The following is a 14,460-nucleotide window of genomic DNA, read 5'->3' on the forward strand; positions in this document are numbered from 1 at the left end:
AAACGGATCTTTAATCCAATAAATAAACGTCTGGAATATTTGTGTCTACGATATGACCTCTCAATGCAGCGACTGCTTCATCTAGAGAGCTGCCATTCACTAAAATATCTACCAAGTCTTCGTGTTCTGTAAGCCATTTTTTCAACGTTCCAGATCGACTGTTTTGATATAAAAAATGAAGGCGGATTCTATTTACAATACTCTCCCAAATCCGAATGACATTCTCTAATCCAGATGACTGTACTATCAGCCCATGCAGTTGAATATCCAGCTCAATGAAAGTTGATAAATCTTCATAAAAGATAGCTTTTCTCATGTCTTCTAGAATGCTTCTGAATTGTGATTTTGTATCCTCATCCCAAGTTGAAAATCCTTTTTTCAATGAAAAGGTCTCAATTTGAAGACGCATAGGAATCAAAATCTCAAGAACTTCTTCTTGTGAGATAGTCGTCACCTTCGTGTCTTTATAAGGCTCTGAAACAAGTAAGCCTTCTAACTCAAGTAACAACACGGCTTCTCTTACAGAGGTGCGGCTAACGCCCAAGCTTTCAGAGACTTGAGTTTCAGTAATCTTTTCACCTTGTACCAACTTGCCTTCAAAAATCATTTTTTTAATTTCTTCTGCAATTTGATGCTTTAGAGAACTTTTGGAAAACTTACTAGACATAAAAACCACCTATTTGTTATTATTGTCTAATTGTATGATTGTCGACAATCTATTTAAGTAAAATATACTAAGTAATCTTAGTTGTAAAGGGTTCTTTATGGGTAAAACTGAATTTAGCCTTAACTGCAACTGCGTTATTTGATTTAATAGATCTTTGTATCAAGCTGGGCGCGCACGTTGCCGCCGCGGTGCGATGTAGTGTGTCAATCTAACAAAGTTAGAAGTTAGCATGCACTAGCGGAAGAGAAACGGATGATATATTATTCTAGTGATGACTCCATTTTGAGAGCACATAAACAGGGAAGAAACTATGAGTAAGTTTAACAGCAGCATATGGAGTGTGTGCGGGGTGATTGTTTTGTCAGGCAGCTTAAGTGGCTGTATCAGTAGCAATGATCATTTAAATATGCAATCTATCACTGCGTCCAACAACAACAAAGATCGCTTGGCTGTGCGGTCTATTACTGTATTCGGTGATAGCTTTAACGACGTTGGTACTTTTCAAGGCGCTACCAACGATCCGGCTAACCTAGGAAAAGCCACGGTCAATCCTGGAAAAATTTGGGTCGAAAACATTGCAACGTATTTTGATGTGAGTTTGAAACCGAACCGCTCCCTGACAATGGATAAGGACGCCAGTTCTGGTGCTACGACAGAGATCGGTACAGCCACAGTGATTGGCGGTAATGGCTATGCCGAATCTGGCGCCCGTGTCGCGATGCTACCCAGTCAAAGCGGTGTTGGCAACAATCAGCTCGTCGCACCGGTGAAGCAGCAGATAGCAAACTACATTGCTGCTAAAGGCAAGTTCACAGCTAATGAGCTTGTTATTATTGATGGCGGTACTAACGACACATATGCTCAATTCAGTGCTTTGTGCTTCGGTACTAATGACAATGGCCTCGGTAGCGGTAACACCACACTGCTTATTGCCAACGAACAGATTGTCGCCGCCGCTAATGCTCAGGTAGACAACATTAAGAATATTGTGGCCAACGGTGCGCCTCTTGTATTGGTCGGCGCTGCAGCCGACTGGACCAATACCCCTTTCGCCACTACCTATCTCAACGCAGCGTACCAAGCTACCGACTGTTCCACGCCGGTGAGTGCTCAGCAGATTACTAACTGGACTAAGCGCTTCAATCAGATCCTTAAAAATGGAGTGGCCCAGCTACCTGGCGTGATTTATATGGACATGTGGAAACCTATGAATGACGCTATTGCTAATCCTACTCAGTATAGCTTGGAAAATGTTAATAAAGCCGCGTGTATTAATACCAAACCGACTAGTTCAGGTGTCTTTTGCACGCAGTCTACGTTGGCGGCATCTGACGCGGCACAAACCTGGTTATGGTCTGATTCGTTCCACCCAACACCGCGTGGCCACCAGATTATGTCAGATTTGGCATTGAGCTTGCTAGAACCTGTGGCGATGAAGGCGCAGTAAACGTTTATTGCCTTTTGTTCAGGTTTAAGATCTTTATTAGACTGATAACGATAAGCCATTTGGACGTTGTATTAAAGATAAGTTGTTGCCATCGCCATGGTGTGTAATTCGATTAGGTGGTAGTTGTTTGGTAATAGATTTGGCCTTAAAGGAGTAGAGAGGTTGTCACAGCAAAGAATGCTCTTGTTGAATATTTAATAACATATTTAACAACCGTGTAGTGCTGCTGCTAGATAGCAAAAAACCCTTGTAGCGCGTGGCATACAAGGGTTTTTTGCTATCTGTGATGGTGCGCCCACCACGCAACGACTAATTATCTTAATTCTTTCAGAGGCGTTAGTAGATAAGCACTATATTCTCTGTTCGCCTTTAACAATTAAAGTTTCCTCTAGTTTTAAGGAATGAAAATTCTATTTGTATATCATTTAAATAAATGTGGACGGTCTAAGAGATAAGTCTCTGACTCATAAGCTGAGCAAGTAAATTATGACAAATAAAAAAGACATCACATTTAATGCGGTGTCTTTTTATGGTGTGGTATTTTAAGTAGTCATTTTAAGCGTGAGCTAACTAGGGTCTTTTGTTAAACCAGCAACCAAAGCCCGCCCATAATGATTAAACCTGACACCGCCAATACAATTAAGCAGTATCCCATAATGGCACGTGCGTCAAGCCCTGCAATACCTAATAATGGTAACGCCCAAAATGGTTGTATCATATTCGTCCAAGCATCGCCCCACGCAATTGCCATAGCCGTCACGCTAGGACTAACTCCAAGTGCTGTGCCAGCCGGTATCATGACAGGTCCTTGAACAGCGAATTGTCCACCACCTGAAGGCACGAAAATATTGACAATACCAGCGCTTAAGAATGCAAACACAGGAAAACTGTCTGCTGAGGCATTATTAATAAAAAACTCAGTAACCTCGGTACTAATAGAGATGCCATTGAGATTTGCCCCTGTCATGATTCCCATAATGCCACCGTAGAAGGGGTAAAGTAGTACAATTCCAGTGATACTACTGATGCCTGAGTTTACGGCCAAGTAGTAGCGCTCAAGGGTACCATGTGCTAGTAGCCCCATAAACAAAAATAGGCCAATTACGATATTAAATCCTAAGCTAAAGCCATTATTAGTAAATTCATTCACATAATACATGAGTGCAAGTGCTAGTAAGACAAAAGCAATAAGACGACTGTCATCCAGTTTTTGGGCTGGTGTATCATGTTCGGGTGCTTGATAAACCTTACTTTTAAGAATACTTGGATCGACTAGCGTTGGATTTTTGGGATGCATAAAGCTATTAAGTACGGGTATAACGACAATCAAAGTGACCAAGATAGCTAAATTATAAGGAGCGAATATGGTTTGCGTTAGAGGAATGGCTTCTGTCAGTACGTTTCCTGAGAGTTGTTTTAGCGTATCGCCACCACTACTCAATGCTAATGGGATTGATCCAGATAGACCTGAATGCCAAACCAAAAATCCAGAATAAGCAGCGGCAACCAATAATGGATAATCAACTTTCGTTACTTTTTTGGCAAGCGATCTGGCAAAGACAGCACTAATGACCAAGCCAAAACCCCAGTTAATCAAAGCGCCTGCCATAGCTACTAGAGTTACTATGATAATGGCTGCTTTTGGCGAATGTACTTTGTCAGCCATAGCGTCCAAAAAACGCTGAATGAAGGGAGCATTGGCGAGGGCATAGCCTGTTATTAAAATTAATGCCATTTGCATGGCAAAACCATGTAATGACCATAGGCCATTGCCCCAATGGCCTGCCATAGATAAAATATCTTGACCCGTTAAGATAAGACCGGCTGCAAACGCGATAATGGTGAGAATAATTGAGAAAACGAACGACGATGGTAAATAACGATTGACCAGTTTTACACTGGCATTGGTTAGCATAGCTAACATAGCAAACATCCTTGTAGTATTGATAGCGACCTTGATATAAAGAGCTGAACTTATTTAAATGATAAGCCGAGTGTTCTATTCAACATCTCTTTGATCGGTTGTCTTACATTTATATCAAACTCCTTTTGATATACTGTTTTTGTCAGTCTTCCATAAAATAATCGTAATATTTTTCCCTTAAAGTTTTTTTACTAATTTTTCCTGTGCCTGTATAAGGCATTTCATTGATTAAAATAGTCGCAGAGGGGATTGACCACTTATGTAACTTATGGGCTAAATACGTTTCTATTTCTACATGTTCGATATGCGTTGTAGGCTTCGTCACTAAGATTAAAAGAGGTCTTTCTCCCCATTTTGGGTGATTAGCAGCAATGACTGCAGCTTCAGCAACTTTCTCATGACCCAGCATGGCATTTTCAATTTCAACACTACTGACCCATTCGCCACCAGTCTTAATCATGTCTTTTGCACGATCAGTAATATTCATGTAGCCACGTACATCAATCGTTGCTATATCCCCCGTATCAAACCAAACCTTTGTGTTATTAGTTGTATTATCAGTCGTTTGGTTGCCACTATTATTGTTGTGATAGCTTTTGGCAACGTTATGTCCTCTAATTTCTAATAAGCCTTCAGATATACCGTTATGAGGAAGAAGTTCATTGTTTTTGCCTTTCAGCCTCATTTGCATACCAAAGATAGGTCTGCCGCATTTTAGAATTTGCGTCTTCGGTAGGCTTTTTAGATTGTCTATTCGATTACAAGCACCCATAGAGCTGGTTTCAGTCATACCCCACGCATTTTCAAGCGCTATGCCATAACGGCTTAGACTTTCAATTAAAGAATAAGAGGCCGCAGAACCACCCGAGATCGCTCGTTTTAAGGTAGTTTCAGTGATGTTATTTTCTTGAAGATGGTTTTTGAGCGCTGTCCAAATAGTGGGTACCGCCATAGAAACATCTACTGCTTGGGTTTGAATCAGGTTATAGACTTTTTCAATCTTTCCAGCAAATGAGTGGGGCCATACGATTTTTGAACCACATAGCACGGCATTGAAAGGCATACCCCAAGCACTGATGTGATATAAAGGCACAAGTGGCATAATGCAGCTGTTTTCGTCTAACCCCACTACATTAGCCATACTTAAAGTTAACGCGTGCAAAACTGTACTACGGTGTGAATACAACACACCCTTTGGAGCACCTGTCGTACCTGATGTATAGCAAAGACCACTTGCAGTTTGTTCCGGAATATCTGGCCAATCATAATCTGTAGATTCTATTGCAAGAAGTTCCTCATAGAACATAAATTCAAGAGGCGATTCTAATGTTGTATCTACATCACCGAGTACAATTAGGTATTTAAGAAAGGGCTGAATATGTTCATAAAGATCTTCAATAATATGTAAGCAATCTTGCTCAACAATAATGACTTCGTTTTGTGCAGATATGATAATTTGCAGTAATTGCTCATGGGGTAGTTTGGGGTTGATAGTGTGATAAATGCGCTCTGAACAAGGGATAGCATAATGAAGTTCAAAATGCTGATAGTTGTTCCATGCAATAGTACCTATCGTAGCCCCTTTACTGACATGGAGACGATCTAAGCTATTGGCAAACTGCGCAACACGCGCAAAGGCATCTTCATAGGTATACTCGTGGGTCGTTATACCATCTGATTTGAGAGTCATGATTTTTTGCTCAGAATAAAGCGCCAAAGCGTGTTGCATGATAGAGGTAATGTTTAGATTACAATGCATCATCATTCCATTGATCATCTCTTTGTCCTTAATTAAGATGGTTAATAACGATGATGCAAATATAATGCCAAATTTTTTAACTATAAATATCAACAACTTAAATTTTTTAATGAGTTTCTGTTTTGAAAAATTATTTCAAATATGAAACGGAGCTATCCATTACTTTCATTTTACGCCATAGCGTTGTACGGCTAATTCCTAAATTTTTGGCAGCCAATTCTAAATTGCCGTCAACCTCTTGGAGCGTCTGCTCTATTAGTAGCGACTCTTGATTTATCTTGGCTTCTTTTAACACAGAAGTATGGTCTACTTTTTGAGTAGATGAAAAAAGTTCTGGCAAATGTAGAGATAAGAAATTCGGCTGGGTTTTACTTTCATCAAAAGAAAAAAGCACCTGTATCCTTTCTATAATGTTTTCTAACTCTCGAATATTCCCTGGCCAGTTATATTTTTTCAATAATAGTGGTAGGGTGTCTGGCAAGTCTTTAATCGATTTTTTATGCTTCTTTAGAAAGATGTCTGCTAACGTCAATATGTCTTCTGGTCGGTTTCTTAAAGGTGGTATTGATAATCGAAGGATATTTAGTCGATAGTATAAGTCCGCTCTAAAATTACCGTTGGCTACCAAACATTCTAAATCAGCATGGGTGGCGGCGATAATGCGAATATTAAGATGATGACTAGCAGTTGATCCTAAGCGATTGATTTGTCTTTCCTGTAGTACTCTTAAAAACCTTGTCTGTAAATGTAGAGGCATGTCACCAATTTCATCTAAAAACAACGTGCCGTTATGCGCAGATTCGATCAGCCCAATCCGTCCGCTTTTCTTTGCACCAGTAAAGGCTCCTTCCTCATAACCAAATAATTCACTTTCTAATAAACTTTCTGGGAAAGAGGCACAGTTGATAGCGACAAATGGTGCCTTGCTGCGTTTGCTGTAATTGTGAATACTTTGTGCTAGAACCTCTTTACCTGTTCCGCTCTCGCCTGTGATTAGCACGGTACTGTCAGTCTTGGCATAGGCTTTTGCTAAGGTTAAAGTGGTTTTAAAGGTAACATTTCGAGTAGAGAGTTGGTTAAATTGGTAGCGGGTATTAAAATTTCTAGAAGATACTTTTCGAAACTCGCTGCTAGAATATTCTAATGCATTGAGTTCTTGGGCGCTTAAAATATAGCCATTAATATAGTCATTGTTCATCTCCAAAATATGAACCGCCAATTGGTCATTTCCAATATCAAGTAGTTGACGTGGATTATGGCGGCCCATATCTAAGTCTAAATTACCAAAGATATCTGCAGATGACTTATTTAATACGTCAGCAGGCGATTTTTTAAGTAACTCAGCCATAGATGTATTTATAAAAGAGATTTTTTTATTCTTGGTAATGAAACAAACACCTTCGTTCAAATGATTAAATATTTCAGTAAGGCGAATAATTGTAGACTGTTCTCTTCTTATCTTGTCTAGGCTTCTTAAGGCATTTGTAAGTAAATCTTTAAGCGATACAACCGTCATAGTCAATTGTCCGACTAGACCTTCATTAATTGCCAGCTCTACAGAGATAGGTGAGCCAATAACAGCATCAAATTTTTCATTCTTGATTAGTTGAATAGTTCTTTTAGCGTCGAAATAAGAATCATAGGTGAACTGTTTAATATCTAGTAAAAAAATTTCTGAATAATCTTCGAGACTAATTGTAGTGGTCGATTTTCCAAGTAAAGCAATACGTTTGTATTGCTTCAAATTAGAGATAGCTTGAATAACATCAAACATACCTGTTCTGATGACCTGAATCTCGATACTCAGTATTTCTTGTAGATAACTAGCCGTTGCGCCTGTACATAAAATAATTTGGCAACCATTGACGGTCAGTTGTTGCGCTACGGCTTCAACATCAGAAATATGACATTCAACAAAGCCGATATCTTGTGAATCAATCTCTAATATTGCTTGTTCGACCAAAGAACGAATTCCATTAATATTTGGGGTGTGAATATAAGTAAATAAAATATTAATGGGCTTATTTTGGGGCATTCTTTATATCCTTAAAAAATCATATTATATAGGGGCACAGCTGTGCCCACCATCTACCTTAATCTCTACGCCAGTGATTCCTTTACCTGCTTGTGATGCAAGCAGTAATAGCGCACCATCTAAATCTTCAAAATCAACAAATTTACGGCTTGGAATACGTTTTAGTAGCTGTTGCCCTAAGTCACCGGTTAGGTATTCTTCGTTAATATCAGTAATCATGTAGCCTGGCGCAATGGCATTGACGTTGATACCAAATCGAGCCAGCTCAACCGCCATGACTTCTGTCAAATGACGCAAACCAGCTTTAGAGGCACAGTATGGGCTAACGCCTAAATTGACTGATTCGGATAAAATAGACGTGATATTAATGATAGATCCTTTGTTATCTGAATCAATCATATGTTGAGCAATTTCTTGCGAGCACTGCCACGGGGCTTTTAAATTAGTGTTTACAATTTTATCCCAGTCGGCATCATTATATTTTAAAAAGCTTTTGGTATCACTGACTCCGGCGTTATTAATCAACACATCTATTTTGATGTTTTGGTCTACTAATGTGCTTAGCATCTGTTTGAATGCATGGCGGTCATTGACGTCCAAGATAAAGCTATGAACCTTAATATTATGACTTTGTTCAAGGCTTTCTTTGAGATGCTGCAATTTGTCAGCACTTCTGGCACAGATAATAACATCTGCACCTTTTTGGGCAAACAAAGTAGTAATATGTTTTCCTAAGCCGCCAGAAGCACCTGTAATAAGTACAGTTTTGTTGTTAACATTAAATAAACTCATTGTCCTCTCCTTATTCTTCTTTGCCTAATAGTTTTCTGGCGACACTCATTCTATGGACTTCGTTTGCTCCATCATAGATTCTAAATCCGCGAGCATCTTTAAAGATTTTGCAAACAATTGATTCATCTGTCATGGCTTGGCCCCCTAGAATCTGAACGCTTCTATCAATGACTCGCCAAATGCCCTCAGAGCTGATGACTTTGACCAAACTTGATTCGTAGTTGCCTCGCTGCCCTGCATCTAACACTTGTGCGCAGTAATGAATCGCCAATCTGGTGCTCAATAAATCCATTTCATTGTCTGCTAGCATAAAACCAACGCCTTGATGGTCGCCCAACCTCTTACCAAAAGACTGACGCTCTCTGGCATATTGTGTGGCAATGTCGTGCGCGCGCTGTGCTTGTCCTAACCAACGCATGCAATGGGTGAGGCGAGCAGGGGCCAATCGAACTTGAGCATACTTAAAGCCTTTACCGATTTCACCCAATACGTTTTCTTTCGGAATTCGAAGGTTGTCAAATACTAAGATACCGTGACCACCTGCAAAACAAGAATCCATGGCATTCATATTTCTTTCTAAAATAAATCCTGGTACGTCAGTATCTGTCAAAAACATGGACGCACTACCATCCTCCATTTTTGCCATAATAATAGCCAATGCGGCACCATCAGCACCTGTAATAAGCCATTTACGACCATTGATGACATATTCATCGCCTTCTAATACAGCCGTGGTTTGCAACATCGAAGGGTCTGACCCTGCACCTGGGCTAGGTTCTGTCATGGCAAAACAAGAACGAATCTCGCCGCTCACCATTTTGCGTAACCAACGCTCTTTTTGCGCGTCATTGGCCACTAGGTCTAATAGATGAATATTGCCTTCGTCTGGGGCGTGAATATTCATAGCGATAGGGCCTAACGCAGAATAACCCGCTTGTTCAAACGCAATAGCTTTTTGCATATGTGACCAACCCAAACCGCCCATCTCGACGCTGGCGTGCGGGGTGAGCAATGTTGCTGCTCTGGCACGGTTAATCATGTCGGCACGTAGCTCGGAACTTGGGCCGTGGCTGTCTTGACGAAGGTCTAGCTCAAAAGGAATGATCTCTTGGGCGATGAAATCTTTCACCTGTTGTTGTAACGCTAACAAATCGTCTGATAATGTAATCATGTTTTTATTCCTTAAATCCATTGTTATTGACATACATGTTATAAACATCGTCCATGGCACTATTAAACAACTCTGTTTTAAACGGATTATAAATAGTAAAATTTTGGAGTTTGATACGTTTACGAAAAATGCGGTTATTTTTGACGTGTATGTCTAAAATGTTTAAACATCCATAATCTTGTTCTTGGGTATAAATGTCTGCTAAGTGGTTATCAAACATCCAGTTAATAATGATTCGGTTAACCACATCGTGAGACGATATCAAAATATTTTGGCGACTAGAATCAGACACGATAACCTGCTCAAACCATTCAATCACCCGACGACTGAAGGCCTCCCAATTTTCACCTTGTAAAAAATGCTGCAGTTGATTAGTTTGTAGTAGGTACGCTTCTTTTAACTCTGTTTGAGCCTTATCAGCTGGCACATCTCTGAGTCGTCCCGATTTAATCTCTCTAATCGTATCTACCGCTATCACTTCTTTTGAGGGTTGATATTGGGTTAATATTTCTGCTGTTTGTATAGAGCGTGGCATGGTAGATGAGTAAACATTTTCAAATGAGATGTCTTTTATACTTTCTGCCAGCAATCTGATTTGTTCAACACCTTGTGGCGATAATGAGGCATATTTTGGATTCACCGGTTTATTTTCTTTATCAAAATAAGCCACATGCCCGTGCCGTACCAAAAAAATACGCAGCCAAAAATCAGCCATGTTTCGCCACCTTAGGGTTGGTGATTTTTAGCGCTTCGTTATTGAGTGATTCTAAAATATTAAGCATGTTTGGGGCTTGCTTGCTTGCTCGAATATTTTGGCTCAATAGTACTAAGGCTTCTTGGTTATCTGCTATTGGCGCATCAAATGCTGATTGTAATATCTCATTAATGTTTGAGGCATAGTTTTCCTGTTCCAAAATATAGCTTTTTAATAACTCAAAGCTTTTCATAATCATCAATAATTCATATTTGTTGTTGGCTGTCGGCAACAGCTCCGTTTTGATAACGGCTTGACTGGTCTCAATTAAATCAATGAACGTTTGCTGTTTCATGCATTGTCTCCCAAAATATCTAAAATATTTTTCTCTAAGCCAGGCACCATAAACTCAGTCAATGCCAATTCTAAAGAAGGTGTTTGCATATTATTATTACGGTTTGACTGTTGTATGGCAATGATCGCCCAACGGACATGAGACAACAGATGCCAAAACTTTAAGTCAGATTCTGGTATATCAACACCGCAGACATCGGTATAGGCTTGCGCAAAGTCTTCATAAGAGCCGATGCCGCCAGCAACATTTTTATCTTGACCAAAACGCCAGCACTTGGCTGTAAACCAGCCAATGTCTTCACGGCGATCACCCCACTGGGTGAACTCCCAATCAAGAATGCCTGAAATATGGTCGTTTTCAATCATGATGTTGCCCGTACGGAAATCTCCATGTATCAGTACCAACTCATCAATGCGAGGCAAATTATCGGCAATCCAATTAATGGCATATTCTAAAACAGGGCGAGACGCTTGCAGCAAGTCTAGCTGCTCTCGAAAATACTGAATTTTATCCGTAAGATACTCATCTTTATTGGGTTTGGGTAAAAATGCTGTTAATTCATCATCAGACGGTACTTGATGAATGTAAGCCAAAGACTTACCAATATCTTGCGTGATATTTTTTCGGGTGTTGGCATCAGCCAGTCGAACCAATTTATGGCCCTCAGCCACCCCATTGATTTTCTGCATAATGAAAAAGTCACTATTCAAAAAATTGGGGGCTTGTGCAAAGTAGATTGGTTTAGGAACCTGAATACCTAATTGGTGTAACCGTGACAGTAGTTTATATTCTTGCTCACGGCCAGAGCTGACCGAAACACCGGCTTCTGAGTTTTTTCGTAAAACCAGTGCAAAGTTGTCATCTTGAATCAACCAGTTTTCTTGGATAGCGCCGCCGCTCATTTTTATGACTTTTAAGCGGTCTGTCACGGTTAAGTTGAGTTGGTTTTCAAGCAATTCTATTACTTGATGGATTCGCTGATTATCCATAACTATCCTTGTATTAAATTTATTGTTAATCATTTACTATCAAGCAAATTACATGCCATTGTATTTCTTGATATAAATCAATTACTTAGTTTTTGTCTATGTTTCATAATTGAAATTAAGATATTCATACATGAAATTTTTTAGTCTTGATTTATCATAGTAATAGCCATTAGTTGAAATCTAATGGCTTAGTCTTGAATACGCAAGGATGCAGGTTTCCTCGCCTAGATGGAGCCGAGCCGTCCACCCAAGTAATGGTTTAGTTTATCGATGATTATAAAGATAATTACGGGACCCTATCCATCTGTCGATTAATACCGATTCGTCTATCAACTTACTAGCTTGCTAAAGCTTAAGCGACAACCCAGAAAAGCGCTCATTACGAAGTCAGCATGACGATTTTTATACTCGATCCACTATAAAATAAATACAGTGCGACTGGGAGAGATTTTGCGCAGCCTCTGTCTGCGTAGGCATAGCAAGAAAAATTTATACTAGTCGCACGTTATAATATTTGTACTTATTTTATTTAGGACTGACGATAGATTAGCGAGATTAAGCGTATGCAGTAGGGCAGTAAAGTTTGGTGGCAAGATCAAGCAGATGGTATTCATGTGGCTTGCTGGACCTCGAGCGACTTATGCATAAACACCATCTACAAGGTGGTTGGCGAGGTAAGAATAAGGTTACTACTAACAATTGTGACAACCAGCTACGGGTTGATGACCTAGTAAACCGCAACTTTACGCCCATTGTCCTAACCAGCTATGGGTTGTGGACTGCACTTACATTCAAATAGATGATTATTATCGTCAGCCATGCTTGATTACGCCTGAGAGCAGTTATGACATTAAACGATTAGCGTGGTTTGAGGTGGTTTGTTTATCGAGATTTATTAGCGTTGCTCATCCCATGCTGTTTATAGAGATATATTAGAATGCGCCAAAGCAGCTTATCTATGAGCTGATGGGCTAGTATTAGATAAGCTTATAACCGTAGACTCACCGCATCATATACAAATGCGTCAGCTTGTAATCGATGTGATTAGTCTAGTGGCAGATGATGACATCGATTAGTCGGTAGTCTTTTCTTTTCGTTATGGCTTGGCCTTAAAGGCGTAGAGAGGTTTTAACAACAAAACCTAAGAGAATTTAACAACAAAGTGCAATTTTCTTGAACATTCAACAACCGTGTAGTGCTGCTATATAGCAAAAAACCCTTGTAGCGCGTGGCATACAAAGGTTTTTTGGTATATGTGATAGTGCGCCCACCACGCAACGACTATTTACCTGTAGTTCCTTATTTATATAGGTCTTTTAAATTTACTTAATTATTTTAACAACATATTTAACAACTTTGTTAGACCTGTCCATTTACCATCCTATCAATATTGGCTTTTACATCATGCATAACTTGGTTTGATAATTCTTTCTCAATATCGTAGTTGTTAATAATCTTCAGAAAACCTTTGGCCACAGCTGTTACCTGCTCAATAATAGCAGTTGCTTTATTCTGCTTAATATCAGCAAGTTTGGCAAGTTTAAGTAGGTGCAGTGCAGTAGGATGCCGAGCTTCACCTGCTACATCCATTTGATGATAACCGTTCATACCTGAATTATAGGCGATATCATAAACGGGCGATAACGACCACCTGCCAGCCTCGTCCATCATAAAAGAAAAGTTCTTACTATGATCGTCTTTATTGTTAAAAATGACATTAAATACCGCATGCCTAAAACCCTCTTCTACAGCAGCTTGTGACTGGGTTAGCATACGCACACAGCGTAAATACTGCAAATAATCCAATGATGGAATCCGAAAGTCGATATCTAATAAGCCAGCAAGTGTATGAATATGGACGCGCTGATTGCCCATGCGGTCAAAACGCTCAACCCCGAATGCAGCATATTTTTCATCAATATCAAAATAATGATGCGCTGGCATGTTAAGGCCTGCTTTTTTTGCCATATCAGCGTAAAGCGCTTCTAGTAAACATACGCTTTTATGCTCCGACTGAGCAGGGAACTTAATAAGCCACGGCGTTGCGGATGGATGTTCGCTTGTTAAGTCAGTAGTAATAAACTCAGTTGCTTCATCATATAAGATAAGTGCTTTTGGTCTTGCGCCTTGGGGGGAGCCGCCAATAACGATAAGCTCGGCTAATATGTCACTGTCTTGACCTGATAAAATGGTTTGATTGGCAGCGGCTAGTTTGGCTAAAGTGAAATCAGTAATGTCGATATCGGCGCCTGATAGGTCTTGTTGTGGCTCAAAATTCAGCGCTCCCATGGCTGAATTACCAATATACGCAAGGCGATCTAAGACATTAATGGGCGTAGCATGAGACATTGTTTTTCGAAAGAACCTATCCATTAGCAACATTCCCCAACCATCAGGTAAGCTGTCTGACAATAATCCACATAGGTAATGGCTCGACGCATGAGTACCATAGTAAGGTGCTGCTCGTAATGGCATCTCAATTGGTGACAGCTCCAGTCCATCAGCCAGCCACGCTGCATCATAGCCAAAGGCAGGGCGTCGTCCGTCCATCGTTAATTTGCCGATAAGACGTTTGGCTCCAAATCCTTGATAGTAAATGTTAACAATTGATATCGGTTGATACATTA

11 protein-coding genes are annotated in these 14,460 nt (G+C 40.0%); 1 reads left to right on the forward strand and 10 read right to left on the reverse strand.

Translation table 11 applies throughout. From position 1 onward, the window contains the following. Positions 1 to 10 precede the first annotated feature (10 nt). Entirely contained in the window at positions 11 to 667 is a 657-nt protein-coding gene (locus tag ACTQ9S_RS00635) for a GntR family transcriptional regulator (protein WP_440453253.1), read from the reverse strand. A gap of 310 nt (positions 668 to 977) precedes the next feature. On the opposite strand from ACTQ9S_RS00635, the gene ACTQ9S_RS00640 reads away from it, so the two are divergent. Then, positions 978 to 2,114: an SGNH/GDSL hydrolase family protein gene (locus ACTQ9S_RS00640; protein ID WP_440453254.1), complete on the forward strand. Its 1,137-nt coding sequence runs from the start codon at positions 978 to 980 to the stop codon at positions 2,112 to 2,114. A 583-nt stretch (positions 2,115 to 2,697) separates the two neighbouring features. On the opposite strand, the gene ACTQ9S_RS00645 is transcribed toward ACTQ9S_RS00640, so the two are convergent. From ACTQ9S_RS00645 to ACTQ9S_RS00685, 9 genes are all read right to left on the reverse strand, one after another. Beyond that, a complete protein-coding gene (locus ACTQ9S_RS00645) occupies positions 2,698 to 4,038 on the reverse strand; it encodes a short-chain fatty acid transporter (protein ID WP_350656364.1) in 1,341 nt (446 codons plus the stop codon). 142 nt (positions 4,039 to 4,180) lie between these two features. Further along, positions 4,181 to 5,815, reverse strand: a complete 1,635-nt coding sequence (locus ACTQ9S_RS00650) for an AMP-binding protein (RefSeq protein WP_440453256.1) — start codon at positions 5,813 to 5,815, stop codon at positions 4,181 to 4,183. Positions 5,816 to 5,927: 112 nt separating this feature from the next. Then, positions 5,928 to 7,832, reverse strand: a complete 1,905-nt coding sequence (locus tag ACTQ9S_RS00655) for a sigma 54-interacting transcriptional regulator (protein ID WP_440453257.1) — start codon at positions 7,830 to 7,832, stop codon at positions 5,928 to 5,930. A gap of 24 nt (positions 7,833 to 7,856) precedes the next feature. After that, positions 7,857 to 8,624, reverse strand: a complete 768-nt coding sequence (locus ACTQ9S_RS00660) for an SDR family NAD(P)-dependent oxidoreductase (protein WP_350656367.1) — start codon at positions 8,622 to 8,624, stop codon at positions 7,857 to 7,859. 10 nt (positions 8,625 to 8,634) lie between these two features. Next, positions 8,635 to 9,795, reverse strand: a complete 1,161-nt coding sequence (locus ACTQ9S_RS00665) for an acyl-CoA dehydrogenase family protein (RefSeq protein WP_350656368.1) — start codon at positions 9,793 to 9,795, stop codon at positions 8,635 to 8,637. Between the two features lie 4 nt (positions 9,796 to 9,799). Beyond that, the gene (locus ACTQ9S_RS00670) at positions 9,800 to 10,510 is read right to left on the reverse strand and encodes a histidine phosphatase family protein (RefSeq protein ID WP_440453259.1); all 711 of its coding nucleotides are present in this window, start codon (positions 10,508 to 10,510) and stop codon (positions 9,800 to 9,802) included. Further along, positions 10,503 to 10,844, reverse strand: coding sequence for a hypothetical protein (locus ACTQ9S_RS00675; protein ID WP_350656371.1), 342 nt, complete (start codon positions 10,842 to 10,844; stop codon positions 10,503 to 10,505). Before ACTQ9S_RS00675 ends, ACTQ9S_RS00670 begins: the two co-directional genes overlap by 8 nt. Then, entirely contained in the window at positions 10,841 to 11,833 is a 993-nt protein-coding gene (locus ACTQ9S_RS00680; RefSeq protein ID WP_440453261.1) for a phosphotransferase family protein, read from the reverse strand. The genes ACTQ9S_RS00675 and ACTQ9S_RS00680 overlap by 4 nt, the downstream gene beginning before the upstream one ends. 1,359 nt (positions 11,834 to 13,192) lie before the next feature. After that, positions 13,193 to 14,458 carry a type II toxin-antitoxin system HipA family toxin gene (locus tag ACTQ9S_RS00685; RefSeq protein ID WP_440453263.1) on the reverse strand — a complete coding sequence of 422 codons (1,266 nt, stop codon included), beginning with the start codon at positions 14,456 to 14,458 and terminating at the stop codon, positions 13,193 to 13,195. Between the last annotated feature and the right edge of the window lie 2 nt (positions 14,459 to 14,460).

It is taken from the genome of Psychrobacter sp. ASPA161_9 (genome assembly GCF_051970275.1).
GTDB lineage: Bacteria > Pseudomonadota > Gammaproteobacteria > Pseudomonadales > Moraxellaceae > Psychrobacter.

Excerpts from the sequence above, each read along its gene's own strand:
- ACTQ9S_RS00635 (WP_440453253.1), bottom strand. The coding sequence starts at position 667 with ATGTCTAGTAAGTTTTCCAAAAGTTCTCTAAAGCATCAAATTGCAGAA.
- ACTQ9S_RS00645 (WP_350656364.1), bottom strand. The coding sequence starts at position 4,038 with ATGTTAGCTATGCTAACCAATGCCAGTGTAAAACTGGTCAATCGTTAT.
- ACTQ9S_RS00675 (WP_350656371.1), bottom strand. The coding sequence starts at position 10,844 with ATGAAACAGCAAACGTTCATTGATTTAATTGAGACCAGTCAAGCCGTT.
- ACTQ9S_RS00640 (WP_440453254.1), top strand. The coding sequence starts at position 978 with ATGAGTAAGTTTAACAGCAGCATATGGAGTGTGTGCGGGGTGATTGTT.
- ACTQ9S_RS00655 (WP_440453257.1), bottom strand. The coding sequence starts at position 7,832 with ATGCCCCAAAATAAGCCCATTAATATTTTATTTACTTATATTCACACC.
- ACTQ9S_RS00685 (WP_440453263.1), bottom strand. The coding sequence starts at position 14,458 with ATGTATCAACCGATATCAATTGTTAACATTTACTATCAAGGATTTGGA.
- ACTQ9S_RS00660 (WP_350656367.1), bottom strand. The coding sequence starts at position 8,624 with ATGAGTTTATTTAATGTTAACAACAAAACTGTACTTATTACAGGTGCT.
- ACTQ9S_RS00665 (WP_350656368.1), bottom strand. The coding sequence starts at position 9,795 with ATGATTACATTATCAGACGATTTGTTAGCGTTACAACAACAGGTGAAA.
- ACTQ9S_RS00670 (WP_440453259.1), bottom strand. The coding sequence starts at position 10,510 with ATGGCTGATTTTTGGCTGCGTATTTTTTTGGTACGGCACGGGCATGTG.
- ACTQ9S_RS00650 (WP_440453256.1), bottom strand. The coding sequence starts at position 5,815 with ATGATCAATGGAATGATGATGCATTGTAATCTAAACATTACCTCTATC.
- ACTQ9S_RS00680 (WP_440453261.1), bottom strand. The coding sequence starts at position 11,833 with ATGGATAATCAGCGAATCCATCAAGTAATAGAATTGCTTGAAAACCAA.